General features: G+C 72.0%; 22 protein-coding genes. 17 read left to right on the forward strand and 5 right to left on the reverse strand.

All coding sequences use genetic code 11. From position 1 onward, the window contains the following. Window positions 1-120: 120 nt before the first annotated feature. From WMF45_RS35565 to WMF45_RS35575, 3 genes are read left to right on the forward strand one after another with little or no spacing between them, the layout of a single operon-like run. Window positions 121-984, forward strand: a complete 864-nt coding sequence (locus WMF45_RS35565) for a lysophospholipid acyltransferase family protein (protein ID WP_437543916.1) — start codon at window positions 121-123, stop codon at window positions 982-984. Continuing rightward, window positions 981-1916 carry an SDR family oxidoreductase gene (locus tag WMF45_RS35570; RefSeq protein WP_437709942.1) on the forward strand — a complete coding sequence of 312 codons (936 nt, stop codon included), beginning with the start codon at window positions 981-983 and terminating at the stop codon, window positions 1914-1916. Before WMF45_RS35565 ends, WMF45_RS35570 begins: the two co-directional genes overlap by 4 nt. Before the next feature lie 36 nt (window positions 1917-1952). Continuing rightward, window positions 1953-3518 carry a dipeptidyl-peptidase 3 family protein gene (locus tag WMF45_RS35575; protein WP_437709944.1) on the forward strand — a complete coding sequence of 522 codons (1566 nt, stop codon included), beginning with the start codon at window positions 1953-1955 and terminating at the stop codon, window positions 3516-3518. Between the two features lie 18 nt (window positions 3519-3536). Here the strand turns inward: WMF45_RS35575 and WMF45_RS35580 are convergent, their stop codons facing one another. Both WMF45_RS35580 and WMF45_RS35585 read right to left on the reverse strand, forming a co-directional pair. Further along, window positions 3537-5225 (reverse strand): hypothetical protein, encoded by a 1689-nt coding sequence (locus WMF45_RS35580; RefSeq protein WP_437709946.1) that lies wholly within the window; start codon window positions 5223-5225, stop codon window positions 3537-3539. Next, on the reverse strand, window positions 5222-6331 hold the full coding sequence (locus WMF45_RS35585) for a hypothetical protein (RefSeq protein WP_437709948.1): 1110 nt from the start codon (window positions 6329-6331) through the stop codon (window positions 5222-5224). Before WMF45_RS35585 ends, WMF45_RS35580 begins: the two co-directional genes overlap by 4 nt. Window positions 6332-6554: 223 nt before the next feature. On the opposite strand from WMF45_RS35585, the gene WMF45_RS35590 reads away from it, so the two are divergent. The 10 genes from WMF45_RS35590 (at window position 6555) to WMF45_RS35635 (ending at window position 17917) form a co-directional block, all read left to right on the forward strand. Next, window positions 6555-7892: a serine/threonine-protein kinase gene (locus WMF45_RS35590; RefSeq protein ID WP_437709950.1), complete on the forward strand. Its 1338-nt coding sequence runs from the start codon at window positions 6555-6557 to the stop codon at window positions 7890-7892. A gap of 110 nt (window positions 7893-8002) precedes the next feature. Continuing rightward, entirely contained in the window at window positions 8003-8989 is a 987-nt protein-coding gene (locus tag WMF45_RS35595) for an AAA family ATPase (protein WP_437524192.1), read from the forward strand. Then, window positions 8986-9894, forward strand: a complete 909-nt coding sequence (locus tag WMF45_RS35600; RefSeq protein WP_437709952.1) for a DUF58 domain-containing protein — start codon at window positions 8986-8988, stop codon at window positions 9892-9894. Before WMF45_RS35595 ends, WMF45_RS35600 begins: the two co-directional genes overlap by 4 nt. Next, window positions 9891-11144 carry a hypothetical protein gene (locus tag WMF45_RS35605; RefSeq protein WP_437709954.1) on the forward strand — a complete coding sequence of 418 codons (1254 nt, stop codon included), beginning with the start codon at window positions 9891-9893 and terminating at the stop codon, window positions 11142-11144. Before WMF45_RS35600 ends, WMF45_RS35605 begins: the two co-directional genes overlap by 4 nt. Then, on the forward strand, window positions 11141-12286 hold the full coding sequence (locus tag WMF45_RS35610; protein WP_437709956.1) for a VWA domain-containing protein: 1146 nt from the start codon (window positions 11141-11143) through the stop codon (window positions 12284-12286). The genes WMF45_RS35605 and WMF45_RS35610 overlap by 4 nt, the downstream gene beginning before the upstream one ends. Next, entirely contained in the window at window positions 12283-13428 is a 1146-nt protein-coding gene (locus tag WMF45_RS35615; protein WP_437709958.1) for a vWA domain-containing protein, read from the forward strand. Before WMF45_RS35610 ends, WMF45_RS35615 begins: the two co-directional genes overlap by 4 nt. Then, entirely contained in the window at window positions 13415-14503 is a 1089-nt protein-coding gene (locus WMF45_RS35620; protein WP_437709960.1) for a tetratricopeptide repeat protein, read from the forward strand. The genes WMF45_RS35615 and WMF45_RS35620 overlap by 14 nt, the downstream gene beginning before the upstream one ends. Then, window positions 14500-16473 carry a BatD family protein gene (locus WMF45_RS35625; RefSeq protein WP_437709962.1) on the forward strand — a complete coding sequence of 658 codons (1974 nt, stop codon included), beginning with the start codon at window positions 14500-14502 and terminating at the stop codon, window positions 16471-16473. Before WMF45_RS35620 ends, WMF45_RS35625 begins: the two co-directional genes overlap by 4 nt. Then, window positions 16458-17306 (forward strand): hypothetical protein, encoded by an 849-nt coding sequence (locus WMF45_RS35630; RefSeq protein WP_437709964.1) that lies wholly within the window; start codon window positions 16458-16460, stop codon window positions 17304-17306. The genes WMF45_RS35625 and WMF45_RS35630 overlap by 16 nt, the downstream gene beginning before the upstream one ends. A gap of 29 nt (window positions 17307-17335) precedes the next feature. Continuing rightward, the gene (locus WMF45_RS35635; protein WP_012239127.1) at window positions 17336-17917 is read left to right on the forward strand and encodes a hypothetical protein; all 582 of its coding nucleotides are present in this window, start codon (window positions 17336-17338) and stop codon (window positions 17915-17917) included. A 173-nt stretch (window positions 17918-18090) separates the two neighbouring features. Here the strand turns inward: WMF45_RS35635 and WMF45_RS35640 are convergent, their stop codons facing one another. Beyond that, window positions 18091-18654 carry an ExbD/TolR family protein gene (locus tag WMF45_RS35640; RefSeq protein WP_437709966.1) on the reverse strand — a complete coding sequence of 188 codons (564 nt, stop codon included), beginning with the start codon at window positions 18652-18654 and terminating at the stop codon, window positions 18091-18093. A 683-nt stretch (window positions 18655-19337) separates the two neighbouring features. On the opposite strand from WMF45_RS35640, the gene WMF45_RS35645 reads away from it, so the two are divergent. The 4 genes from WMF45_RS35645 (at window position 19338) to WMF45_RS35660 (ending at window position 23796) form a co-directional block, all read left to right on the forward strand. Further along, complete coding sequence (locus WMF45_RS35645; protein ID WP_437709968.1) at window positions 19338-20201, forward strand: helix-turn-helix domain-containing protein; 864 nt, start codon at window positions 19338-19340, stop codon at window positions 20199-20201. Between the two features lie 364 nt (window positions 20202-20565). Continuing rightward, window positions 20566-21705 (forward strand): cardiolipin synthase ClsB, encoded by a 1140-nt coding sequence (clsB, locus tag WMF45_RS35650; protein ID WP_437709970.1) that lies wholly within the window; start codon window positions 20566-20568, stop codon window positions 21703-21705. Between the two features lie 46 nt (window positions 21706-21751). Next, window positions 21752-22591 carry an AAA family ATPase gene (locus tag WMF45_RS35655; RefSeq protein WP_437709972.1) on the forward strand — a complete coding sequence of 280 codons (840 nt, stop codon included), beginning with the start codon at window positions 21752-21754 and terminating at the stop codon, window positions 22589-22591. Window positions 22592-22593: 2 nt separating this feature from the next. Beyond that, window positions 22594-23796, forward strand: a complete 1203-nt coding sequence (locus WMF45_RS35660; protein ID WP_437709974.1) for a vWA domain-containing protein — start codon at window positions 22594-22596, stop codon at window positions 23794-23796. Between the two features lie 23 nt (window positions 23797-23819). On the opposite strand, the gene WMF45_RS35665 is transcribed toward WMF45_RS35660, so the two are convergent. Further along, window positions 23820-24695 (reverse strand): Uma2 family endonuclease, encoded by an 876-nt coding sequence (locus WMF45_RS35665; RefSeq protein WP_437709975.1) that lies wholly within the window; start codon window positions 24693-24695, stop codon window positions 23820-23822. A 58-nt stretch (window positions 24696-24753) separates the two neighbouring features. Then, entirely contained in the window at window positions 24754-25443 is a 690-nt protein-coding gene (locus tag WMF45_RS35670; RefSeq protein ID WP_437709977.1) for a sensor histidine kinase, read from the reverse strand.

The raw sequence follows: 25443 nt of genomic DNA on the forward strand, positions 1-25443 counted from the left end.
CTCGGCGCGTGGTCCATGGCTCCGCCGCGCCGGCTGCCTCTTGCGGCGGTTGGCGGAGGTTGTGCTCCTCGCCCGATCGCGCATACCCTCCGGGCGCCGAAGCCTCCCGGAGGGTGACCCTTGACACTGCTCGTCAGCGACTCGATTGCCCAGCGCGTCCAGCGGCTGGAGATCCCTTTCAACAGCTTCGGGGTCGATCCTTACGGCATCTCCCAGAAGCACCTGGGTCTCTTCTTCTCCCTCCTGGATTTCTTCTATCATCATTACTTCTCGGTGGGCGTGACGGGCCTGGAGAACGTCCCCGCGCGCGGGCGGGCGATGCTCGTCGGCAATCACTGCGGGGGAGTCGCCATCGACGGGGCGATGGTGGTCGCGTCGATGTTCTTCGCGATGGATCCTCCGCGCCTCGCCGAGGGGATGGCGGAGAAGTTCATCAATCGCCTCCCCTTCACCTCGCTCTGGTCGAGCCGCACAGGGCAGTTCACCGGCCTCCCCGAGCACGCGAGCCGCCTCCTCGAGGACGAGCGGCTGCTCATGGTGTTCCCCGAGGGGGCGCGCGGCACCGCCAAGCTCTACAGCGAGCGCAACTCGCTCGTGCACTTCGGATCGGGGTTCGTCCGGCTCGCGATGAAGACGAGGACGCCCGTCATCCCCTTCGGCTTCGTCGGCGGCGGCGAGGCGGTGCCGACCATCGCCAACTCGTACACGATCGGCCGGCTGTTCGGCGTGCCGTACATCCCGATCACCCCGTACCTCATCCCGGCGCCGCTGCCGGTCCAGCTGGAGATCACGTACGGCGAGCCGATGACGTTCGCCGGGACCGGCGCCGAGGAAGACGAGGTGATCCTGGGCCACGTCGAGCAGGTGAAGGCGAGGATCGCCGAGCTCATCGAGGACGGGCGAAAGCGGCGCCGCGGGAAGCTTTCGGTGGACTGGCGCGGCGCCACGCCGCCCAGGCCCGCCTCATCGAAGGAGCACGCATGAGGGTCCTCATCCCAGGGATCACCGGCCAGCTGGGCCGCATGGTCGCGACGCGCCTCCTCGAGGAGGGGCACGAGGTGATCGGCATCGACCGGCGGCCGTGGCCGACCGCCCCGGCCGGCGTCGAGATGCACAACGTGGATCTGCAGAAGCGCGCCGCGGAGGACGTGTTCCGCAAGGCCCGGCCCCAGGCCGTCATCCACATGGCGACCGTGACGCACCTCGTGGAGCAGACGGAGGAGCGGTATCGGATCAACCTCGGCGGCACGCGCGTCGTCTTCGACAACAGCCGCGCCTGCGGGGTCGAACACGTGATCTTCGTCGGCCGACACACCTACTACGGCGCCGGACCCGAGTCGCCGCTCTACCACACGGAGGAGGATCCTCCGATGGCGGTGTCCACCTTCCCCGAGCTCGCCGACCTCGTCGCGGCCGATCTCTACGCCTGCACGGCGCTCTGGCGCGCTCCCGAGCTCTGCACGACCGTTCTCCGCATGTGCTACACGCTCGGCCCGACAGGCCACGGCACGCTGGCGAGCTTCCTCCGCGGCCCCCGCGTCCCGTACGTGCTCGGGTTCGACCCGCTGTTCCAGTTCATGCACGAGCAGGACGTCGTGACCGCCATCTGCCTCGCCCTCGAGAAGCGCATCCGCGGCGTCTACAACGTCTCTGGCCCGCAGCCTGTGCCCCTGTCGCTCATCATCCGGGCGGCGGGCCGGGTGGCGTTGCCCCTCCCCGAGTTCGTCCTGCGCAACGCGTTCGGCCGCTTCGGCCTGCCGAAGCTCCCTCGCGCGGCGCTGACCCACATCAAGTACCCCGTCGTCGTGGACGGGGCCGCGTTCCGCGCCGCGACCGGGTTCAAGCACGACATCGACGAAGCCCAGGCCATCCGCGAGTACCGCGACGCCCACCCGGTCCCGGCGAGCCGCCCCTGAGCCGGGGAGTTCATCTCGTGAGATAAGGAGGTCCCGATGCTGTCCGAGAAGGTCAATCAGTTCGCGCCGGCCAGGCTCACCGCGGACATCGACGATCTGCCCGAGCCGGAGAGGAGAGCGCTCGGCAAGCTCATCGAGGCTTCGCGGCAGCTCGATCCCGTGTTCGATCGGCAGGCCTACGCGGGGAACCCGGAGCTCCGCGAGGAGCTCGTCGCGGACGGCACCCCGGAGGGGCGGGACAGGCTCGCCTACTTCGACATCATGCGCGGCCCGTGGGACAGGCAGGATCACCACCGCCCCTTCGCCATCGACAGGCCCCATCCGCCTGGCGCTGGCTTCTACCCGGAAGATCTCTCGGCCGACGAGCTCAACGCGTGGATCGAGCAGCACCCGGGCGACAAGGAGGCCTTCGAGAGCCTGTTCACGCTCATCCGCCGGGACCAGGGCCGGCTCGTCGCCGTGCCGTACAGCCAGGCCTACGCCGCGTGGCTCGGCCCCGCCGGCGCGCTCCTCGAGGAGGCCGCGGCGCTCACCGCGAGCGAGAGCCTAAGGCGGTTCCTGCGGTCCCGGGCCGCCGCGTTCCGCTCCGACGACTACTATGCATCCGACAAGGACTGGATGGACCTCGACAGCCGCGTCGAGGTGACCATCGGCCCTTACGAGACCTACGAGGACGAGCTCCTCGGCCTCAAGGCCTCGTTCGAGTCGTTCGTCACGGTGAGCGACCCCGACGCTTCCCGGAAGCTCTCGAAGTACAAGGAGCTCCTCCCGGAGATGGAGCGCAACCTGCCTGTCCCCGAGGACGTGAAGACCGCGCGGGGCGGCGAGAGCCCCATCCAGGTCGTCGACCTCGTGTTCAGCGCCGGCGACGCCCGCAAATCGGTCCAGACGATCGCGTTCAACCTGCCGAACGACGAGCGCGTCCGCGCCGAGAAGGGGGCCAAGAAGGTCCTGCTCCGCAACGTCATCGAGACGAAGTTCGAGCTGATCATGCGCCCTATCGCCGAGCGCATCCTCGACCCGGCGCAGCTCGATCACCTGTCCTCCGACGCGTTCTTCAACGAGACGCTCTTCCACGAGCTCTCGCACAGCCTCGGCCCTGCGTTCACGACCGTGAGCGGGGAGCGGGTCGAGGTGCGGATCGCGCTCGGCCCGACGTACTCCGCGCTGGAGGAGGCCAAGGCCGACGTGATGGGCGCTTACAACGTCCTCTTCATGATCCAGCGAGGCCACTTCGCGGCCGATTTCAGGGAAAAGCTCCTCATCTCCTATTTCGCAGGGCTCTTCAGGAGCACCCGCTTCGGCGTGGCCGAGGCGCACGGCAAGGGGGCCGCGCTCCAGATCAACCGGTTCCTCGAGGAGCGCGCCGCCCGCTTCGACCCGGCGACACGGCGCTTCACCGTCGACGCCGAGGAGCTCGAGGCCGCCATCACCCGCCTCGTCCGCGATCTCTGCATGGTGCAGCACCGCGGCGACAGGCAGGCCGCCGGCGAGCTCCTCGCCAGGTACGGAGAGGTCTCGGAGCCGATGCAGCACGCGCTCGGCGGCCTCGCGGGGATCCCGATCGACATCCGCCCGATCTACCCGCTCGCCGGCGAGTGAGCCGCCGGCGAGCGGCGCTCACGGCCCGATCTGCACGAGGAACGCGTCGCCGGCGCCCTGGCTCACGGCCATGGCTGCCCCGCGATCGAGGACGCCGTCGAAGCGGCCGGTCACCCAGCCATCGCCGAGGAGATCGACGGCGACGGCCGCGCCGCGCTGCTCGCTCGAGTCGCCGAACGAGCGCAACCAGATCGGGTTGCTGGCAGGGTCGAGCTTCGCCACGAACACGTCTGCGGCGCCCGTGGCGAAGTGCGCCTCCGTGCCGATATCCAGGTTCCCCAGGAAGGAGCCGGTGAGGAGGATGTTGCCCGCGAGATCGACCGCGACGGAGGCGCCCTCCTGGTCGGCGTCGTCGCCGAAGTCCTCGCACCACTGCAGGACGCCGTTATCGTCCAGGCGGATGAGGAAGACGTCCTTGTCTCCATTGCTCGTGAGCAGCGACTCGCCGAGCGAGATCGCCCTCCGGAACGAGCCGGTCACGAGGATGTTGCCCGCTCCATCGACGGCCACGCCGAGCGCCTCGGCCGCGTTGGTCGCGTCGGCCGCCTTGCTCCAGACGTGGTCGCCCGAGGGGTCGAGCTTCGCGACGAACAGGTTGGTCTTGGCGTCGGTGGTGAGCGGCCTCTCGCCTCCGAGATCGACCTCCCCGCTGAACCAGCCGACGACGACGATGTCGCCGTCGCCGTCGACGGCGACGCCGGTACCGGCCTGATCTCCCTGGCCGCCGAACCGCTTGGCCCAGTCGACGTGGCCGGCGGCGTCGAGCTTGACCAGGAAGGCATCGCTCCTGCCGTGGCTCTCCAGGGTGAACCGCTCGCCACGGCGGCCCTCGCCGAAGTCGAGCGTGCCCGAGAACTCGCCGGTGATGAAGGCGTTCCCCGCCTGGTCCACGGCGACCGCCGCCGCGTGTTGCGTGGCCTCGTCGCCGAACCGCCGGCTGAACTGGTGAGCCCCTGTCGCGTCGAACCGCGCCACGACGACGTCGGTGCGGCGGCCAGCGCCCGCGAGCACGCCGCCGCCGAAATCGACGTCGCCGGCCGCGCTGCCCGCGAGCACCACGTCGCCCCCCGGCGCGAGCGCGACCGCCCGGGCGACGCTGTCCGCGAAGCGCCGGCCGAACCGGAACCGACCCTCGCGCGTGGAGGCGTCGCGGGAGAACGAGACGAGGAAAGCGTCCGGCTCGCCGAGCGCGCCCAGCTCGTCCGACGGGCCCGCGCCGAGATCGGTGCTGCCCGACGCCGAGCCGACCACCACGACGGCGTCGGCGGAGGCAGCGACGCCCAGGCCCTGCTGAGCGCCGGCCCCGCCGAGCGCGACGCTGTGCACGGGATCGCCCGTGCACGCTCGCCCGTCGCAGTTCTCGTCCTCGGGCGTGGCGCAGCTCTCGAACGCGGGCAGCACCTGGCCGACGCAGGCGCCGACGTCCGTCCCGTCGTCATTGCACGCGGCGACGCCGCCGACGCAGCGGCCGACGCCCTGCGTGCCCTGCGGCCCCGCGTAGCAAGCCGCCTCGGTGAGGGGAACGCAGATCTCCTGAACCTCGCCGCCACCGCCCACCCCGCCGCCGCCGCCTCCCCCCTCGCCCACCGGCGCGGGATCGGCCGCGACGTCGGGGAACGGCGCGATGAAGGCGCACGCGCCGAGGCCGGCGCAGGCAAGGGCGAGCGCCGCGACGGCGCCCGCTCCGGGGCGAGGTGCGCCGCTCACAGCACTCCCTGCACGGCGACCCCGGCGCCGTCCGCGCCGACCCATGGCGAGAGCGCCGTCGGGCGGGGGGCGCGCGGAGCGGGCGCAGGCCGCCGCCCGGCGGCGTCCGGAGGCGCCGCGGGCGAGGAGGACGAGGGCCAGAAGAGGTAGGTGGCGAAGCCGCCCGCGATGAGGGCGGCCCCGGTGAGCACCGTGCTCGTGACGGCGAGCGCTTGCCCGCGATCGTGCAGCGCCTGCCGCTCGCCCAGCGAGCCCGGGGCAGGGTTCTCGTTCTTCTTCAGGAAGCTGTGCCGCACGTCGTACGCCATGGCGCCCGTGACCACGGCGCCGGCGGCGAGCGCGGCCGCCGTCCCCACGACGACCACCGGCGAGATGCGCGGGCCGGGCGCCGGCGCGCTGGGCAGCGCCTGGCGCGCGGGCGCGCTCGACCGCAGCACCGCGAGCGAGCGCTTGCCGCCGAGCTCGGCCCGCAGCTCGACGACGGCGCCCGTCTCGGCCTGCACCGTCGCCTCGAACCGCGCCGCATAGTTCTCGGCCGCCACAACGACCCGCCGCGCCCCGGGGCTCACGAGGATGGCCGCGCCGACGAGCGCGGCGTGGATCGGCTCACCATCGATCTCGACGCGCACGCCGGTCGCGTCCTCGGGCAGCTGCAGGACGATCTGCGACGTCTTCACGCGAAGCTTCTCTCGTCGTGCCCGCGACTCCCTGGCGAGCGCGATCTCGTTCCGCGCGGTCGCGCCGGACGCGGCGAGCTCAAATGCGTTGAGCGCCTCGACGACGTGGCCGAGCGCCTCGTGACAGACGCCGAGGTGATACCAGAGAGGCGGGGACACGACGATCTTGCTGATGCGCTCGTACGTCTCCAGCGCCTCTGCCCACCGCCCGCCGTCCTCCGCGGCGAGGCCGAGCGCGAAGAGGCGCCGCGCGGACGCGAGCTCCGCGGCGCTCGGCTTGTGGGGCGCAGCGACAGCCGCAGTATCGCTCGCGACCGCGGCCGGCGGCGCGCGGCTGGCGTCCTCCGGGGAAGGCTCGGCGAACGCAGCCGGACCGACGCCGACCAGGGCGAAGAATACCACTCCGCCGATGGTGATCCGATGCTTCACCCACGCCTCCTTCCATCACCAAGCGATAGAGGCAGTCTAACCGTACTCACGCCGACCGATCCTCGACAACTGGAAAATTGTTTGAGATTAGCGTCCGATCCTGGAACGCTCTTGCACGACCCTCCTGGAACGCTCTCCCACTGTCGGTGAGAGCTTCAGCATGGTCGGACTCACGACGACACAGGAGTCGCAGGTACGAGCTGTGATAGCGCCCGTCGATCTTGTGCCAGGCCAGCTTCTCGGCCGCTATGAGCTGCTGATCGCCATCGCGCAGGGCGGAATGGGGACCGTGTGGGCGGCCCGAGAGCGCGGCGGGGCGGCGGGCGACAAGATCGTGGCAGTCAAGACGATGCTGCCGGCGCTCTCCAGCGATCCGCGCTGCAAGCGCATGTTCCTCACGGAGTCGCGCATCGCCTCCCGGATCAAGCACCCCAATGTGTGCGCGATCCTGGATCAAGGTGAGCAGAGCGGGGTGCTCTACTTCGTGATGGAGTGGATCGACGGCGACGCGCTCGTGGCGCTGCTCGGCGGCAGCACCCGCAAGCAGGGCAGCCCGCTCCCCCTGCCCGTCGCTGTGAGGATCGCGATCGAGGCGGCGCGTGGGCTGCATGCGGCCCACGAGCTACGGGACGACGGCGGCGCGCTGATCGGGCTCGTTCACCGGGACGTCTCGCCGCACAACATCCTGATCACGCGGGACGGCTCGGTGAAAATCGCCGATTTCGGCGTGGCCAAGGCCATGGCGCAGGTGGACAACCCGACGACCAACACCGGGCACATGAAGGGCAAGATCCTCTTCATGGCGCCCGAGCAGGTCTATAGCGAGCAGCTGGACCGGCGGTCCGACGTCTTCGCGCTCGGGATCGTGCTCTATCAGCTGACGACGGGCACGCACCCGTTCGCCGCCAGCCACGACCTCGCGACGATGGCGCGCATCGCGCGGCCCGAGCCGGTCGATCCGCCGGGCCCCCTCGTCCCCGGGTACCCCCCCGCGCTCGAAGCGGCGGTGATGCGCGCGCTCGCCAAGGATCCGGCCGAGCGCTTCGCGACGATGGCCGAGCTCGCGGACGCGCTCGAGGCGGTGGACGCTGCGCTCGGCAGCCGCCCTGGCGAGGTCACGGGGTACATCCGCAACGCGCTCGCCGCGCGCACCGCGCGTCGCACGGCGCTGCTCAAGGACGCGTTGCGCGCCGCGGAGGGCAGGGCGCGGGGGCGCACCCCCTCGCGCCTGGACCCGCGCCGCCGCGCCCGGACGATCGCCACCGCGGCGGCGCTCGTCGCCTCGGGCGCGCTGCTCGGGGCGGCGACGCTCCTGTGGATCGGCCTCGGGGAGGGCCCCGGCGCGCCGCCCGTGGCGGTGCCCGCGGCGCCGACCGTCACGGTGGAGCCGCGCCCGGGGGTCGCCACCGCCGAGCCGCGCCCCGCGCGCGTGTCAGGGCCGGCCCCGTCCACCGCGCCCGCGGCGCCGCCGTCCTCCACCCCCGCCGCGAGCGCGAGCCCGCCTCGCTCCCGATCGCCCGCCGAGACCGGGCGCGCCAAGTTCCGCGAGCCCGGCTTCTAGCGCGCGCCGTTCCGCGGCGCGCGCGCCGAGGCCCCGCCTCGCGCCGAGGAATATTCGATCGGCGCCGGTTGTCCTCGGGCGGCCGGGCTTGCTATGAGCTCCCACCCGTTATGCACGACGTACGCGCCCTGAACGAGCTGGTCGCCAAAGAGAGCGCCTTCATCGACACCCTGCTGAGCGAGGTCGGCAAGGTCATCGTCGGCCAGACGTACATGATCGAGCGCATCCTCATCGGGCTGCTCACCGGGGGGCACGTCCTCCTCGAGGGCGTCCCGGGCCTCGCCAAGACGCTCACGGTGCGGACGCTCTGCGACGCCATCCACGCGAAGTTCTCGCGGATCCAGTTCACGCCGGATCTGCTGCCCGCCGACCTCATCGGCACCGTCATCTACAACCACCAGAAGGGCGACTTCACCTCGAAGCTGGGCCCGATCTTCGCGAACCTCGTGCTCGCCGACGAGATCAACCGCGCCCCGGCGAAGGTGCAGAGCGCGCTCCTCGAGGCGATGCAGGAGCGGCAGGTCACGATCGGCGACACGACCTACCCGCTGCCGAGCCCGTTCGTGGTCATGGCGACCCAGAACCCGATCGAGCAGGAGGGGACCTACCGCCTCCCGGAGGCGCAGGTCGACAGGTTCATGCTCATGGTCAAGGTCGGGTACCCCGCGCGGGCCGAGGAGCGGCAGATCATCGACCGCACGACAGGGGTGGTCGAGGGCAAGGCCGCGAAGGTGACGACCCCCGAGGAGCTCGTGTCCGCGCGCAAGGTCGTGCGCGACGTGTACATGGACGATCGCGTGAAGGACTACATCGTGGACGTCGTCTTCGCGACGCGCGAGCCCGGGCAGAAGGGGATGCGGGAGCTGAGCAGCCTCATCGAGTACGGGGCGAGCCCGCGCGCCTCGATCGCGCTGGCGCTGGCGGCGCGCGCGCACGCCTTCCTGCGCCACCGGGGCTACGTCACGCCGGAGGACGTGAAGGCGATCGGCCCCGACGTGCTCCGGCACCGGGTCGTCCTGACCTACGAGGCGGAGGCCGAGGAGGTCACGTCCGAGCAGATCGTCCGGCGCGTGTTCGAGGTGGTCGAGGTGCCGTGATCAAGGCCTCCGGCTCGAAGAACCCGCTGCCGCCCGAGCTCCTGAAGCAGCTCCGGCGCATCGAGATCCGGACGCGACGGCTCGCCAACGAGCAGCTCTCCGGGACGTACTCGTCCGTCTTCAAGGGGCAAGGGCTCTCGTTCCGCGAGGTGCGCGCCTACCTGCCCGGCGACGACGTGCGCTGGATCGACTGGAACGTCTCGGCCCGCATGAGCGAGCCGTTCGTGAAGGTGTTCGTCGAGGAGCGGGAGATGACCGTCATGCTGGTCGTCGATGCCTCGCAGAGCGAGCAGTTCGGCACGCGGCGCGCGTCGAAGGCGCGCGTCGCCGCCGAGATCGCCGCGCTCTGCTCCTTCAGCGCCATCAAGAACAACGATCGCGTGGGCCTCGTGCTCGCGACCGAGGCCATCGAGAAGCTCGTCCCGCCGAAGAAGGGGGACAAGCACGTGATGCGCGTCATCCGGGAGATCCTCGGGCACGAGCCGAAGTACACAGGGACGAACCTGAAGCTCGCGCTCGAGACGCTGGTGAAGGTGGCCGAGCGGAGGAGCGTGGCCTTCGTGATCAGCGACTTCTTCGCGTCCGGCTTCGAGCGCTCGCTCTCGCTCGCGAGCGCCAAGCACGACGTGATCCCGGTGATGCTCGTCGACCCGCGCGACGAGGAGCTGCCCGACGTGGGGCTCGCGACGTTCGAGGACCTGGAGACCGGGGAAGAGGTCGTGGTGGACACCGGCGACCGGGCGGTGCGCGACCACTACCGCGCCGCCATGCGCAAGGTCCGGAGCGATCGCGACAAGCTGTTCAAGAAGCTCGCGCTCGACGCCGTGGTGGTAAAGACCGGCGAGAGCTTCGTGAGCCCGCTGCGCGACCTGTTCGCCAAGCGGGCGCGGAGGCTCAGGCGATGAGCACGCGTCGCTCGGCGGTCCACGCCCCGCGCGGCGCGAGCCCGCTCGCGTGGGCCGCGCTGGCGGCGGCGCTCGCGTGCGCGTCGCCGGCGCGATCGCAGCCGGACGCCGGCGGCGCCGGAGGGCCCGCCGCAGACGACACCCCGCCGCCGCCGCCAGCCCCGGCCCCGGCAGCCCCGGCGCCGGCAGCCACGGAGCGCGGCGAGAGCGTATGGGCCTCGTGCGCGGAGCACGTGCCGCCCGGCGCGACGCGCCCCAGGATCGAGGAGACGTTCCCGAGGAACGGGTTCAGCGGGTACGCGGCCCACCTCGAGATCACGGTCACGCACGGCAAGGGCGAAACGGTGCTGCCGGAGGGCTTCAAGGTCCAGGGCGACAGCGACGCCGCGCGCGCGATCCAGAAGGCGGGGTTCGTCCTGCCGGAGGCCGACGCCGGCGCGGGGCCGACCAGCACGACGACGGCGACCGACGCCGGCGCCACGACCAGGCTCGTCATCCCGTTCGTCCCGCTGCCCAAGGAGCCCGGGAGGAGCGCCCTCTTGCTGCCGCCGGTGCCGATCGCCGTGTCCCGCGCGAGCGGGGAGCTCGTCACCGTCTGCACCCGGCCGCACGAGATCGTGATCGAGGACCCGATCGCCAACGAGCGGGATCCCAAGGTCAAGCCGAACCCGCCGGCGCGGCCGCAGCGGGAAGAGTGGGTGCTCGCGAAGCAGCTCACGGTCGGCATCCTCATCGGCGCGGCGCTCGGGCTGCTCGTGGCGTGGCTGGTCCGGCGCTGGCTGCGCCGGCCCCGCGTGGTGGCCGCGCCGCCGCCCAAGCTGCCGTGGATCGCCGCGCTCGAGGAGCTCGAGGCGCTCCGGCGCTCCGACCTGCTCGGCGAGGGGCGCACCGATGAGTACTTCGACCGCGTGAGCGACTGCGTCCGCAAGTACCTCGGCGCACGGTACGGCTTCGACGGCCTCGAGACGACGAGCGACGAGATGCGGGACCTGCTCGCGCGGGTGCGCCCGCCCGTGCCGGTGCTGCCGCAGATCGCGCGGTTCCTCGCCGACTGCGACCTCGTGAAGTTCGCGCGCCTCCAGCCGACCGAGGCCGACTGCCTCACGGCGCTCGACGACGGCGAGAACATCGTGCACCGCACGACTCCGCCCGCGGTGCGGCCCGGCGACGGCGCCGGCCCCCGGAGCTCGCCCGCCGGCGGGCAGCAGCCGCCCGCTCGTCCGTCCCGGGCGCCGGAGGAGGCGCCTTGAGCCGCACGAAGCGCGCATCGCTCGCCCTCATCGCGACGCTCGTCGTCGCCGCGCTCGCGTGCGTGTACCCCTACCTCGCGCGCCGCGACGCTTGGTCCTCGGCGAGCTGGCAGAACCCGTGGTTCTTGCTCGCGCTCATCGCGGTGCCCGCCGTCTGGTACTGGGGCATCTTCGCGGAGGACGCGCGCAGGCCGCGGCTCCGGCTCGGCACGGTCGCGCCGCTCGCGCGCGGGCCGCGCGGCCTGCGCAGCCACCTGCGCGACCTGCCGGGCGTGCTGCGCGCCGTGGCGCTCGCGCTGCTCGTCCTCGCGATGGGGCGGCCGGTCAGCGTGCTCCGCGAGCAGCGCTCGGACGACAAGGGCATCGACATCGTCGTGGCGCTCGACCTGTCGGGCTCGATGCGCGCGATCCTCGACGCGCGGGCGAGCGACCTCCCCGGCCAGCCGAAGCTGCCGCGCGGCAAGCGGCTGACCCGGCTCGACACGGCCAAGCTCGTCCTCCAGGACTTCATCAGCCGCAGGAGGACCGATCGCCTCGGCGTCGTCGTCTTCGGCAAGGCCGCCTACGTGCTGTCGCCGCCGACGCTCGACTACCACCTGCTGACGCAGATGGTCTCGCAGATGACGCTCAACGTGATCGACGGCAGCGCGACGGCGATCGGCGACGCGCTCGGCACCGCGGTCGCCCGCCTGCGCAGGAGCGACGCGCAGTCGAAGGTCGTCATCCTCCTGACCGACGGCGACTCGAACGCAGGGGCCATCTCCCCCGAGTACGCGACCCACCTCGCGACCTCGCTCGGCGCGAAGGTCTACACGATCCAGATCGGCACCGACGACGAGGTCGAGGTCGAGGACGGCATCGATCTCTTCGGACAGCCGCGCTACGTGCGCCACCGCTTCCCGGTGAACCCCGCGCTGCTCCAGGAGATCGCGCAGAAGACCGGCGGCGCGTCGTACGTGGCGACCGACGCGAAGGCGCTCGCGGACAGCATGCACGACGTGCTCGACCGGCTGGAGAAGACCCGCTTCGAGGCGTCGAGCGCCGCGTACGAGGATCTCTTCCCGTTCCTGCTGCTGCCCGGGGTGTTCCTGATCGGGCTCGACGCGCTCCTGCGCGCCTGGCTGCTCCGGAGGTTCCCGTGAACTTTGCGGCCCCCTGGTTCCTGCTCGGGACGGCGTTCGCCGCGCTGATCGGCCTCCTGCTCATCCTGGGCGGCTTCGGCGTCGCGCGCGCCATCAAGCGCTTCGGCGACGAGGATCGCGTGAAGGCGCTCACGACCGCCGATCCGGCGAAGCGCCGCGCCTGGAAGGGCGTGCTGCTCGTGCTCGCGACGGCGCTCGCGTTCGTGGCCGCGGCGCGCCCCCAGTACGGCAAAGGCACGCGGCTCGTGCCGGCGACCAACGTCGACGTGGTGGTCGTGCTCGACTACTCGAAGAGCATGTACGCGCGCGACGTCGAGCCGTCCCGCATCTTCCGGGCGAAGGTCGAGGTCGCCCGCCTCATCAAGGATCTCGAGGGCGCGCGCTTCGGCGCGGTCGCGTTCGCGGGCGAGCCGATGGGCTTCCCGCTGACCGCCGACGGCGCGGCGATCGCGCAGTTCTTCCGCCAGCTCGACCCGAACGACATGCCCATCGGCGGCACGGCGATCGCGCGCGCGCTCGACCAGGCGAACGAGCTCCTGAGGCGCGATCCGAAGTCCGCCGAGCACAAGCGGATCATCCTGCTCGTCACGGACGGCGAGGACCTCGAGGGCTACCCGCTGAGCGTCGCCCAGGCGATCGGCGCCCAGGGCACGACGATCCACGTCGTCCAGATCGGCGGGCGCACGCCGGAGCCGATCCCGGAGATCGGCCAGGACGGCCGCATCGTCGGGTGGCGGACGGATCGCCAGGGCAAGCCGCTCACGACCGAGCTGTCGCTGTCGGGCGAGCAGCAGCTCGCGTCGATCGCGCAGGCCACGCCGGGCGGGCAGATCATCCGCGCGGAGAAGGGGACCACGGGCATCGAGACGATCGCCGCGGAGCTCAGGCGGCAGATGAAGAGCGAGCTCTCGGAGCGGGTCGAGACGGTCTACGCGGACGTCTACTTCTACCCGCTCGGCCTCGCGATCCTGCTCCTCATCGCCGAGGTGTTCCTCAAGGACGCTCCGCGCCGTCGCTTCGTGGCGACACACCCCGAGGCCGCGCCGAAGCGCGCCGGGCTCTTGCTGAAGGGGCGCCCGCTCGGGGCGGGAGCGGGGCAGGCTCCTGGGGGCAACACGGGAGGGCCGCATGCCGCGTCGTGATCGCAAGCGCGTGGATCTCGCCGGGTTCTTCGCGCGCCGCGGGCGCTGGATCGCGATCGGGCTCGCCGCCGCGTGCCTCACCGGGGCCGCGTTCTCGGCGGCGACCGGGTGCAGCGGGTGGGATCCGACGTCCCCGTTCGAGCGGAACGCGCCCGCGGTCGACCAGGCGATCCGCGATCTCGACGCGGGCAACCTCGAGTCTGCCGAGCAGGCCCTCGCGAGCTACCTGGGGACGGGCCCGTGCAGCGACGCCGGCATCGGGCTGCCGGACTCCGTGCGCCAGAAGCCGAACGGCTCGTTCGATCTCGGGCTGACGCTGTTCCACCTGGCCGAGCGCTACGGTCATCGGTTCGGTGACGAGGAGCTCGCGGACGGCGGGCCGGAGCAGGAGCAGAGCGACGCGCTGCGCGGGATCGAGATCGACTGCGCGCTGGTCCTCCTGAAGGCGATCGGGGCCGATCCGAGCGTGCCGGCCGATCTGCGCGCGCGGGCCCGCTACCTCTCGGGCAACCTCGAGTTCTTGCGGCGCAAGTACGAGGACGCCGTGACGTATTACGATCAGGCGCTCGCCATCATCCCCGGGGTCCTCGAGGAGGCCGGCGGCGACGGCGTCGGCCGGGACGCGGCCTGGAACCGGGCGATCGCCCTGCGGCGCATCGAGGACCAGAAGGACGCCGCGCCGCCGGACGCAGAGCCCGATGCGCCGCCGGACGCAGAGCCCGACGCGCCGCCGGACGCAGAGCCCGACGCGGGCGACGACGGCGGCGATCAGGACGCTGGCGACGACGGCGGAGAGCCTGACGCGGGCGACGACGGCGACGGCGGTGACCAGGACGCGGGCAACGACGGCGGCGACCAGGATCAGAGCCCTGACGCTGGCCCGCAGGACCAGACGCCCGACGCCGGCTCACCCGAGCAACCCGAGCCGCCGCGCGAGCAGCCCCAGGAGCCGCCGCAGACCGGTCGGCAGGACGATCGCATCCTCGACCAGCTCGAGGAGGCGCCGACGTATCAGGAGCAGGAAGCGAAGAACAAGGCCGGCATGCGGCGCGGCCGCGGCATGGAGGACAAGTGACGGGCCCGCTCGCGCTCGCCGCGCGCTCCCCTGCCCCGCTCGCGCTCGCCCCCCCGCGCCTCGCGCCGCTCGCGACCGCGCTGCTCGTGGCGTTGCTCGCGTTGCTCGCCCCGCTCCGCGCGCGCGCCCAGCAGCAGCCGGAGCTCTCGGCGCGCGCGAGCTCCACCGACGTCGAGGTCGGCGAGCCGTTCACGGTCGAGGTGAAGGCGCTCGTCGAGCGCGGCGCCGGCATGCCCTCCGATCCGGAGCTGCGTGTCCCGCCCGACCTCTCCATCGTCTCCGGCCCGAGCATCGGGACGCAGATGAAGACCCAGCTCGGGGGCGGCGTCATGATCACGCAGCTGGGCATCAGCGCGACGTGGCAGATCGTCGCGAACAAGCCCGGCCGCTACACCATCCCGGGGCCGACGATCTCGTGGAACGGCAGGCGCCTGCCGGCGGCTCCGATCATGATCAAGGTCGCGCCGGCGAGCGGGCGGCCTCGCCGGCCGAACAACCCGTTCCTGTTGCCCGGCGGCCCGCTGCATGGCTTCCCGTGGCCGTTCGGCGGCTCGGGCGGCCTCTTCGACGACGAGCCGACCCAGGACGAGCCCGAGGCCGAGGCGACAGAGCTGGCGATGCCGCGCGAGCCGGACCCGGTGGTGTTCCTCCGCGCCATCCCCGACAAGACGGCCGCGGTGGTCGGCGAGCAGGTCACGGTCTCGTTCTACCTGTACTTCCGCGAGAACGCCGAGATGACCGAGCCCCGCGCAGCGCCCGCCGCGGACTTCCTTCGCCACCCGCTCCTCGAGGACCCCCGCAACGAGCGCCCCGTGTACACGCGGGTCGGCGGGCACCGCTACGCGGCCCGCCTCGTCGACAAGCTGGCGCTGTTCCCGCTGAAGACGGGCGAGCTGCACACGGGCAGCATGCAGACGCGCATCACCGGGCGCCGGATCGGCGCGCGCGTGCTGCGCGAGTCGAACGACGTCGTCGTCAAGGTCACGGAGCCGCCCGTCGCCGGCCGCCCGTCCGGCTATGCCGTCGGCGACGTCGGTCAGTTCACGCTCAAGGCGACGGTGCAGCCGCGCCAGATCGAGCAGGGCGGCTCGGTGGCCGTGACCGTGCAGATCGCGGGCACCGGCAACTTCCCCCAGTCGCTCCGGGTGCCGGAGCGGACCGGGCTCGAGTGGCTCGACCCGGAGAAGCGCGACGCGATAGAGCCGCGCGGCGGCGCGATCGGGGGCACCCGATCGTTCGGCTACGTCGTCCGGATCCAGGAGAGCGGCGCGGTCGATCTCGGGAAGATCGAGCTCCCCTACTGGGATCCGGCGCAGAAGCGCTACGTGGTCGAGCGCGCCGAGCTCGGCGTCGTCCAGGTCAGCCCGGTGGCCCCTCCGGCGTCGTCCGGGCCGCCGTCCAGGGCGCCTCGCGCCGAGGGCGACGGCGCTGGCCGGGGCGAGCCGTTCGCCGGCATGCCGGGGCTCCGCACGTCGCTCGGCCCGCACGCCCCGCCCGCGACGCTGCCCCTCGACGGCGCGCCGTTCTGGCTGCTCCTGGCCGCGCCGCCGCTCGTCGTGACGCTGTTCGGCGCGGGCGATCGGCTCCTGCGCCGGGCGCGCGATCGCCGCGCGGCGGGCGCGACCTCGCCCGCCCGGCTCGCGGCGATCGCCCAGCGCGAAGCGGAGGAGGCGGCCGCGCAGGGGGATCTCGGGGCGACGGCCGCGGCGATCGAGCGCGCTGTGCACCGGGCGATCGAGTCCGCGACGGGCCTCCGCTCGCGCGGCGTCCTGCTCGCGGAGCTCCCGGGCGAGCTCGGCCGGCGCGGCGTCCCCGGGCCGCTCTCGTCGCGCGTTTGCGAGGCGCTGGCCGCGTGCGAGGCGATCCGGTTCGAGCCGACCGCGCAGGAGGGCGGCGGCGCCGCCGCCGCGGCGCTCGTCGAGCAGAGCCGGGCCGTCGTGACCGAGCTCGCGCGATGGAAGCCCGCGTGAACGGCCGCCGCAGGCGCCCCCTCGCCGGCGCGCTCCTCCTCGCCGGAAGCCTCGCGTCGGCGCTGCCGTCGAGCGAGGCGCGCGCGCAGCCCGCGGAGCGCCCGGAGGTGCTGTTCCAGGAGGGCACGGCCGCGCTCGGCCGCGGCGAATACGGCGCGGCGATCGACACGTTCGAGCTGCTCGCCGACCGCGGCTTCGTGCACCCGGACGCGAGCTATAACCGCGGGCTCGCCTACGTCACGCGCGTCCGCGAGGGCGCGGATCGCCCGGGAGACCTCGGCCGGGCGGCGGCCGCGTTCGAGGAGGCGCTGCGGCTCCGCCCGGGCGACGCCGACGCGGATCGCGCGCTGGATCTCGTGCGCGCCGAGATCACCCGCCGGCGCTCGCGCCGCGCCACGGACGCGGTCGACGTGCGCCCGACGCTCGGCCGGGTCATCGTCGGCCTCGCCTCCGAGCGCACCTGGGCGGCGGCCGCGCTCCTCGCGTCGCTGCTCCTCGCCCTGGGCGTGGTCCTGCGGCGCCGCCCTGCCGGCCCTGCGCACGTCGCGGGCAGCGTCCTTGCGCCGACGGCGCTCGTCGCGTTGCTCGCGCTGGTGCCGCTCACCTATGCGGCGCGGCACCTCCGCCTCACGACCCGGGCTGGCGTCGTGGTGGTCCCCGAGGTCCGGCTCCTCGATGAGGACGGGCGCGCGTTGCCCCGCGCGGAGCAGAGCGCGATCCCCGAGGGTGCGTCGGTCGAGGTCGGCAGGAGATCGGGCGGGCTCGCGGAGGTCCGCTGGGGCGCCACCGAGGGCTGGGCTCCGGCGTCGAGCATCCGGTTGCTCGCTCCATGAGCCGCGCCATCGTGTGCTAGGTTGTCCGCGTGTGGGTACGCCGCGCAGCCATTCGCCCCGTCCCCTCGTACGCTCAGGTGCCGGCGCGCGTCCTGTCCGAGATCGAGGATCAGCTCGCCGAGGATGACGACGACTCGCGCAAGCAGCTCGACGACGCGTTCACGCGCTTCGAGCAGACGCAGCCTGCGCTCGCGGACCGGATCTCCTCGGTGCTGTCCGGCCCGCTCGACGAGACGGCGCTCGCCCTCGGCTATTTTCTGACGCTGGCGATCTGGCTCGCCTTCGACGAGCTGTTCGGTCAGGACCTCGACGAGGTCACCGAGACGGCGCTCACGGGCGTCGAGGAGTCGCTGAACCTGGACGAGCAGATCCGCCTCCACGATCCTGCCGAGGCGGTCGACTCGGACGACGTCATCGCGATGGAGCAGCCCGACGTCCTCGCCTTCGTGCAGGAGCACCTCGACGCGGCGCTCGAGGCGAACGCGCACGAGGTCGACGTCGACGACGTCCACGCGATCTACCGGGTAGTGCTGATCGAGGTCCTGGCGCTGAGCTACGCCGTCCGCCCGCCCTCGAACTGGGTAGCGCTGACGACCGAGTTCACCGCGTAACGCGTTTCCCCCACCGCTCCCCGCCCCCATCTCCAGATCGCCGCGGCAGAGCGGCGTTCACCCGCACAGGAGACGGGCCCAGATCGGCGTTTTCGGCGCACAGGCGCACTCCGGTGCGCCGAGCACCGAAAACGTCGAGGTGGGCCCGTATCCGAAGCGGGTGAGCGCCGCTCTTAACGTGCCGAGAAGGTCGCCAGGAAGGCTGGCATCTCGGCGCTGCGGCCGTCCTCGAGGAGGACGGTTCGGCGCGGGGCATTGATCGCGTCGAGCACGGCGACGAGCTCACGGAACGGCGTCTTGTTGTCGCTGTGGAGCACCGCCTGGTCGGCGCGGCGGTCGCTCGGGGCGCGGTGCTCGCCGCTCCGCTCCCACTCGCGCCGGATGGCCTCGCCGAGCTCTCTGTAACGGATCGCGGTGGCTCCCGCTCCGCCGATCTCGACAGGACGTCTGGGGACGCTCACCTCGCTCAGGACGGTCGCGCCCTGCTTCCACACGAGGTTGAACTGGTCCTCGCCGACATGGACGTGCATCGTCCTGAGAGGCTCCTTCTGGCACTCCTCCCCGCACCCCGCGGCGGCAGGCACCTCCGCGCTGGTCTTGAGCCGCGAGTTCGTGACCCACACCGCCGTGATCAGCAGGAAGGCGATGGTCACCATCAGCAGATCGATGAACGGAATCATGTTGATCTCGCTGTTTCGCGCCCGCCTCTCGCCACCTCCCACGTCGACGCCTGCCATGGCTGCCTCCTTGTGTGTTCGTGTTGCCGCCGCGCACTCGCCAGCTCCGCGGCCGCGCTGCGATAGGAGGACAGAGCGCGGCGCGCGCCGGATGTTCCTGGAAAGCACCAACCGCTCCCCCCGCCACGGGTGACCCGCTCGCGCGCGTGGGCCGCGCCGGCGATCCCGATGCGGGAAGAGTGCGACGAGCGATCCCTCGGACGGCCGATGCCCCGTATCGTCCACTATTTCGGAGGCGCTTCGATCCGCCCAGCTCAAAAAAAACGCAACGCGTCATCTTCAAGCAGTCTCATCAACGGCCGCCCTGATATGGAAAGGGCGGATGAGAAGCTCGATTTCTCCGGCATAAGCGAAGATGCGGCCGCCTTGCGCCGCGGACGAGAGGGCGTCGTGCCGTCCTCGGGTCAGCGCAGCGTGCCGCCCCTCGTGCGTCATGGCCGAGCTGTCTCTTGACAGACAATCCGTTATAACGGATGATGTACCTACGGGTTGGAGGTGAAGCGGATGCGCCCCCAGAGTGCTCAAGTGATCGACCTCGAGGAATACCGGCAACAGCGGCGGGCGGCTCGGAACAAGCATGTTCCCGAGAGCAACAGGCCGACGTCGGCGGGAAACTCTTTGACCATGCCGGTCGCCCTCTGGTGGTTCCCGATCTGGACGTGGATGCCCGTCTGGCAGGTGCGATGAAATCCGTCCGTCAGAACACGCCACGGAGCTCGCCGGGGCTGGTCTCCGGCGATGGGCTCGGCGCGTCGTTGCCCGTGGAGGGTTATCAGAACGGCGTGCAAGCGTCCGCCGTATCGACGGGACGCTCTCCGTCGCCTGCTGGACCGCGCTCGCACCGCAGGCCGGAGAGCTTCGCTGGCCCCGCGAGCTCGTACTCCAGCCGCACCAACGGAACAAACGGAGAAGCGCCGCAGCGGGACGTGGACGAGGCGTCTGGAGACGCCTGGGCCTACGAGATGGCCCCGCAGGACGCCTCTTCGGCCCTCACCGGCATCGTCGGGGCCAACCTGCGTCGCCTCCGGACCAAGCGTGGGCTCTCCCTCGAGCGGCTGGCGAAGGCGTCTGGCGTGAGCCGGGCGATGCTCAGCCAGATCGAGCTCGGCCAGAGCACACCGACGATCAACGTGCTCTGGAAGATCGCGCGGGCGCTCGGCGTGCCCTTCTCGGCGCTGATCAGCGACCAGTCGCTCGGCGGCACATCGCTCATCCTGGCCGCGCGCGCCAAGGTGTTGACGTCGCATGACGGCTCGTTCACGTCCCGCGCGCTGTTCCCGTTCGACGTGCCGAGGATCGTCGAATTCTACGAGATCACGCTCGCGCCCCTCGCCACCGAACACGCGGATCCTCACCCGCCGGGCACCGTGGAAAACCTCGTGGTGACCGCCGGGACGCTGGAGATGGTCGTGGGCGCCGAGCGCCATGTGCTCGCGACCGGCGACGCGATCATGTTCGACGCCGACTTGCCCCATCAGTACAGGAACCCGACCGATCAGCAGGTCATCCTTTACCTGGTGATGACGTACGTCGAGAAGACGGGCTGACCGGGGCGCTCGACAGCCAGGATCACCGAGGCGCCAAGGACGCCGAGAGGAATAAGGACGTCTTCCGGCGCTCCTCGTCTCCCTCCGGTTCTCCCTCCGCACCGTGGTGATTGAAAGAACAGGAGCGCTACGTCTCGACCCCCGAGACACGCGGATAGCGCCGCACACGGCTTCTGCCCCAGGACATGAATGTTCGGCGCCCGGCGCAGCGTCGCCCCTGGCCTGCCGGACGCGATGGCAGGCCCGAGGCGGGCCCGGCGGATCGACCGCTGACCGACGCCGGCCAAGCATCACGCCGGGGCGTCACGCGCCCGTCCGCGCTATCATCGCGCCGCCTCGTTCCGGGCAGCCTGGCCCCCGCCGCATGTCCCAGCCCCCTCCCGCGCCCGCGTTCGCCGAGATGACCGTCGGCGCGCACCGCCTCGCGCTCCTCAAGGACGGCGCGCAGACCTACCCGGCCATGCTCGAGGCCATCGCCCGCGCCCGGCGCACGATCTGCCTCGAGACGTACATCCTCCGGGTCGATCGCACCGGCCAGCGCTTCGCCGAGGCGCTCATGGAGCGCGCGGCGGCCGGCGTCGAGGTGAACGTCCTCTTCGACGCCTGGGGCTCCTCCGTCTCGTCGTCCTTCCTCGATGGGCTCCGCCGCGCCGGCGTCCGGCCCCACGCCTTCCGCCCCCTCGACCTCTCCGCCCCGCTCGGGAAGGTCGCCCGCCGCGACCACCGCAAGGCGCTCATCGTCGACGGTGCGATCGCCTTCACGGGCGGCCTCAACCTCTCCGACGACTACGCGGCTCCGGAGGATGGCGGCGCCGACTGGCGCGATACCCATCTCCGCATCGAGGGCCCCGCCGCCGCCGAGCTCCAGTACTTCTTCTTGCGCACGTGGCAGCGCACGGGCGGCGCCCCCATCGACGACGAGCGCTACGGCTACGCCGAGCGCAGGCCCGACCCCGCCGTCCAGATCATCAGCAACGACCTCCCCCGCCGCAGGCACCGCCACGGCATCCGCGACGCCTACCGGCACGCCATCGAGCGCGCCCGGCGCAGGATCCTCATCACCAACGCGTACTTCCTGCCGCCGCTCCGGATCATCCACGCGCTCTCCGCCGCGGCCCGCCGCGGCGTCGACGTCAGGATCATGGTCGCCGGCACCACCGACGTGCCCGCGGTCCTGCTCGCGTCGCGCGCGATCTACGGCCACCTCCTCGACGCCGGCGCCCGCATGTTCGAGTGGCGAGGCCGCGTCCTTCACGCCAAGACCGCGGTCATCGACGGCCTCTGGTCCACCGTCGGCTCCACCAACCTCGACAGCCAGTCGCTCCGCATGAACCTCGAGGTGAACGCCGTCGTCTCGCACCGCGGGTTCGCGGGCGCGATGGAGCGGATGTTCGCCGACGACCTCGCCCACTGCCGCGAGATCACCGCCGCGGGCTGGGCCCAGCGCCCCCTCTGGGAGCGGGCCGCCTCGTGGACGGCCTACCTCGCGCGCGACTGGCTCTGATCCCGCGCGATCCGCCGCGCTCGGCGGGGGATGCTACCGTTCCGGCATGTCCGACTTCCGCCGCTTCCGCGGCACCGAACGCTACCTCACGAGCGAGGCGCTCGAGGCCGCCGTCAACTGCGCGCTGGCCCTGGAGCGGCCGCTCCTCGTCAAGGGAGAGCCCGGCACCGGCAAGACGCTGCTCGCCGAGGCCATCGCGCGGAGCCTGTCGGCCGAGCTCATCACCTGGCACGTCAAGAGCACCACGCGGGCCCAGGACGGGCTCTACGTCTACGACACCGTGCAGCGGCTCTACGACGCGCGCTTCGGCGACTGCGACGTCCGCGACATCCGCCGGTACATCAAGCTCGGCCCGCTCGGGAAGGCGTTCAACGCCTCGGCGCGCGTCGTGCTCCTCATCGACGAGGTCGACAAGGCGGACCTCGAGTTCCCGAACGATCTCCTCCACGAGCTCGATCGGATGCGCTTCCGCATCGCCGAGACCGGCGACGAGATCGCCGCGCGGGAGCGGCCCGTCGTCATCATCACCAGCAACAACGAGAAGGAGCTGCCGGACGCGTTCCTTCGCCGCTGCGTGTTCCACTTCATCGATTTCCCGGAGCCCGAGCTCATGCGGGAGATCATCCACGTCCACCACCCCGATCTCGATCGGACGCTCGCCGACCAGGCGATGCAGGTCTTCTACGAGATCCGGAAGAACACCCGGATCCGGAAGCGCCCCTCGACGAGCGAGCTCATCGACTGGATCGCCGTCCTGCGGAGGGCGGGCGTGGGCGAGGTGAAGCTCGACAAGGCACTGCCGTTCCTCGGTGCGCTGCTCAAGAAGGAGCAGGACCTTGTCGCGCTGGCCGATCAGCTGGCGGGCGGCAGGCGGTTCCGGTCGTAGCGATGTTCGTCGCGTTCCTCTACGAGCTCCGGGCCCGCAAGGTGCCGGTCGGCGCCCAGGAGGCCGTCGGCCTCGCGCGCGCGCTCGCCGCGGGCCTCCACGAGAGCTCGCTCGAGGGCTTCTACCACGTCGCGCGGGCGATGCTCGTCCACTCGGAGGCGCACCTCGACGACTTCGATCTGGCGTTCGCCCAGCACTTCCGCGGCGTGCACGTGGAGGCCAAGGCGGTGACGGAGGAGCTCCTCTCGTGGCTCCGGGATCCCATCAAGATGCGCGCCCTCTCCGACGAGGAGAGGGCGATGATCGAGGAGCTCGATCTGGAGGAGGTGCTCCGGCGGTTCGAGGAGCGCCTCCGCGAGCAGCGCGAGCGCCACGACGGGGGGAGCCGGTGGATCGGGACCGGCGGCACCTCACCGTTCGGCCGCGGCGGCTTCCATCCGAGCGGCATCCAGGTCGGCGGCCCCGCGGGCGGGCGCAGCGGCGCCGTGCAGAACGCCGACGCCCGCCGCTACCGCCCCTACCGCAGCGATGTCACGCTCGACGTGCGCCAGATCGAGGTGGCGCTGCGCAAGCTGCGCGCCTTCGCGCGCGAGGGCGGCGATCGCGAGCTCGACATCGAGGCGACGATCGACGCGACGGCCAGGAACGCGGGCGAGATCGAGATCGTCACGAGGCCCCCGCGCCGGCCGAACACGCGCGTGATCCTGATGATGGACGTGGGCGGCTCGATGGATCCCAGCGCCGCGCTCGTGTCGCAGCTCTTCAGCGCGGCGAAGCGCGCGACGCACTGGAAGGAGCTGAGGAGCTACTACTTCCACAACTGCGTCTACGAGAGGGTCTTCAGGACCGAGGGGCTCCTCGACCCCGTCCCGGTGCGCGAGCTCCTCCGCGAGTGCGGCAAGCACCACAAGCTCGTGATGGTCGGAGACGCCTCGATGGCGCCCTACGAGCTGCTCGGCTCGTCGGGCTCCGGCGGCGGCGCGGGCTCCTCGTTCGACCCCGACCCGCGGCTGCCCGGCGTCGCCTGGCTGATGATGCTCCGCGACCATTTCGACCGCGCCGTGTGGCTGAACCCGGACGGGATCGGCCCCTACCCCCACCCGACCGTCGACGCGATCAAGAGCATCTTCCCGATGTTCGCGCTCACGCTGGAGGGCCTGGGAGAGGCCATCGCCGAGCTCGTCCGCGGCCGCGGCCGCGCCTGATCCGTGCGGCGCGCGGGCCCGGGTCAACGGCCCGCGCGGCGGAACACCTCCGCCGTGGCCGACGCGACGAGGGCGCGGTCGAGCCAGCGGTCGAGCTCGCGCTCGCTCCTGCACGACGAGATCTTCGCCGCGGCCGCCTTCGTGAGCCGCAACCCTCGCCGAGCGAGGACACGCCTCAGCGCGTCGCGCTTGCCCTCGAGGATCCCCTCCCCGCGCCCCGCTTCGCGCCCTTCCTCACGCCCCGCTTCGCGCCCTTCCTGACGCCCTTCCTCGCGCCCCAGCTCGCGCCCTTCCTCGCGCCCTGCATCGAGCACGGCGTCGAGATCTTCATATCCGCGCCGCTGGAGGAGGTTGGTCAGCGTGCTCTTCTCCGCCTCGCTCCGGTCGTAGAGCGCCTCGACCCGGACCGCGTTCTTCAGGATGCCCGGCGCGCTCAGCAGCTCCCCGGGGAGCGCGACGCGCACCTTCCGGCGGGGCTCGTGCACCTCGACCCGCCGTGGACCGATGAGGCGCACCACCCACAGGAGCTTCGTACCGGCCGCCAGCAGGTCGGCGATCTTCTCCTTCAGCGCCTCCTCGTCCTGCCCCACGTCGGCGTACTCGATCGCGAGCTCCGGCACGCCCTTCACCCAGCCCGGCCTGTCGGGGACGTTCCCCACCGCGACGTCCGGCGCGCGGAGGGTGCCCGGATCCGGGGAGTACCCCGTGTCCACGCCCACCTCCTTGACCGCCGGGTCCCACCCCACGACGGAGCTGCCCAGGTGGTTCGGCCCCGAGGCGCGCCCGCCCGTGGGGGCGCAGTAGACGGGGTGGCCGTTCGACAGCTCGTACGGATCCCCCGCGCGGAGGTGCTCCGCGCGAAAAGGGCCGCGCTCCGCCGTCCGGCGCTTCACCTGCATGAGAGGACGATAGCACGCCGGAGATGCGCCCCGGGGAGCTCGCCACGCTCCGCGCCCGTCACGCGCTCGGCAACCACATGCGGAACGCCGCGCCCCCGCACCGGCCCGCCGTCGCGGTGATCTCGCCGCCGTGCGCCTCGACGATGACCCGGCTCAGCGCGAGGCCGAGGCCGGTCCCCTTCACCTTGGCGGTCACGAGCGGCTCGAAGAGGTGGTCGGCCACGCACGGAGGAACGCCGGGGCCGTTGTCCTCGATCTCGAGGTGCGTGCGCTCGTCGCCCCTCCACGCCCGCGTGACGATCACGCCGCCGGGCCCCTGGTCGAACGCCTCGATCGCGTTGAGGTAGAGGTTCGAGAAGACGCGCTCGAGCAGGATCGGATCGCACAGGAGCGTGAGGTCGGTCGGCGCGACGGCGACCTCGAACCGGACCGCCGTGGGCAACACCAGCGCGTGCCGCGCGCTCTCGATGAGCCGGCCGAGGTGCGCCGGCTCGCGCCGCAGCGGCTCGCCGCGCGCCAGCCCGAGGACGCTGCCGATGACCTCGTGCGCCTTGCGGATCTCGCACGTCACGCGGTCGAGGTGGCGCAGCAGGCGAGGCCGATCGTCGAGGTCGCGCTGCGCCAGGTAGAGCGACGACTCCGCGACCGCGAGGGCGTTGCGCAGCTCGTGGGCGACGCTCGCGCCGACCGCCCCCGCCGCGGCCAGGCGCGCCGCGCAGCACGCCGCCTCGTGACCCTCCTTTTCCAT

This window comes from Sorangium sp. So ce448, from assembly GCF_051520915.1.
GTDB classification, from domain to species: Bacteria; Myxococcota_A; Polyangia; order Polyangiales; family Polyangiaceae; genus Sorangium; species Sorangium cellulosum_B.

Coding starts and splice junctions, on each gene's coding strand:
- WMF45_RS35655 (WP_437709972.1), top strand. CDS start 21,752: ATGTCCGACTTCCGCCGCTTCCGCGGCACCGAACGCTACCTCACGAGC.
- WMF45_RS35660 (WP_437709974.1), top strand. CDS start 22,594: ATGTTCGTCGCGTTCCTCTACGAGCTCCGGGCCCGCAAGGTGCCGGTC.
- clsB (WP_437709970.1), top strand. CDS start 20,566: ATGTCCCAGCCCCCTCCCGCGCCCGCGTTCGCCGAGATGACCGTCGGC.
- WMF45_RS35620 (WP_437709960.1), top strand. CDS start 13,415: ATGCCGCGTCGTGATCGCAAGCGCGTGGATCTCGCCGGGTTCTTCGCG.
- WMF45_RS35630 (WP_437709964.1), top strand. CDS start 16,458: ATGGAAGCCCGCGTGAACGGCCGCCGCAGGCGCCCCCTCGCCGGCGCG.
- WMF45_RS35645 (WP_437709968.1), top strand. CDS start 19,338: ATGAAATCCGTCCGTCAGAACACGCCACGGAGCTCGCCGGGGCTGGTC.
- WMF45_RS35670 (WP_437709977.1), bottom strand. CDS start 25,443: ATGGAAAAGGAGGGTCACGAGGCGGCGTGCTGCGCGGCGCGCCTGGCC.
- WMF45_RS35665 (WP_437709975.1), bottom strand. CDS start 24,695: ATGCAGGTGAAGCGCCGGACGGCGGAGCGCGGCCCTTTTCGCGCGGAG.
- WMF45_RS35575 (WP_437709944.1), top strand. CDS start 1,953: ATGCTGTCCGAGAAGGTCAATCAGTTCGCGCCGGCCAGGCTCACCGCG.
- WMF45_RS35595 (WP_437524192.1), top strand. CDS start 8,003: ATGCACGACGTACGCGCCCTGAACGAGCTGGTCGCCAAAGAGAGCGCC.
- WMF45_RS35640 (WP_437709966.1), bottom strand. CDS start 18,654: ATGGCAGGCGTCGACGTGGGAGGTGGCGAGAGGCGGGCGCGAAACAGC.
- WMF45_RS35570 (WP_437709942.1), top strand. CDS start 981: ATGAGGGTCCTCATCCCAGGGATCACCGGCCAGCTGGGCCGCATGGTC.
- WMF45_RS35605 (WP_437709954.1), top strand. CDS start 9,891: ATGAGCACGCGTCGCTCGGCGGTCCACGCCCCGCGCGGCGCGAGCCCG.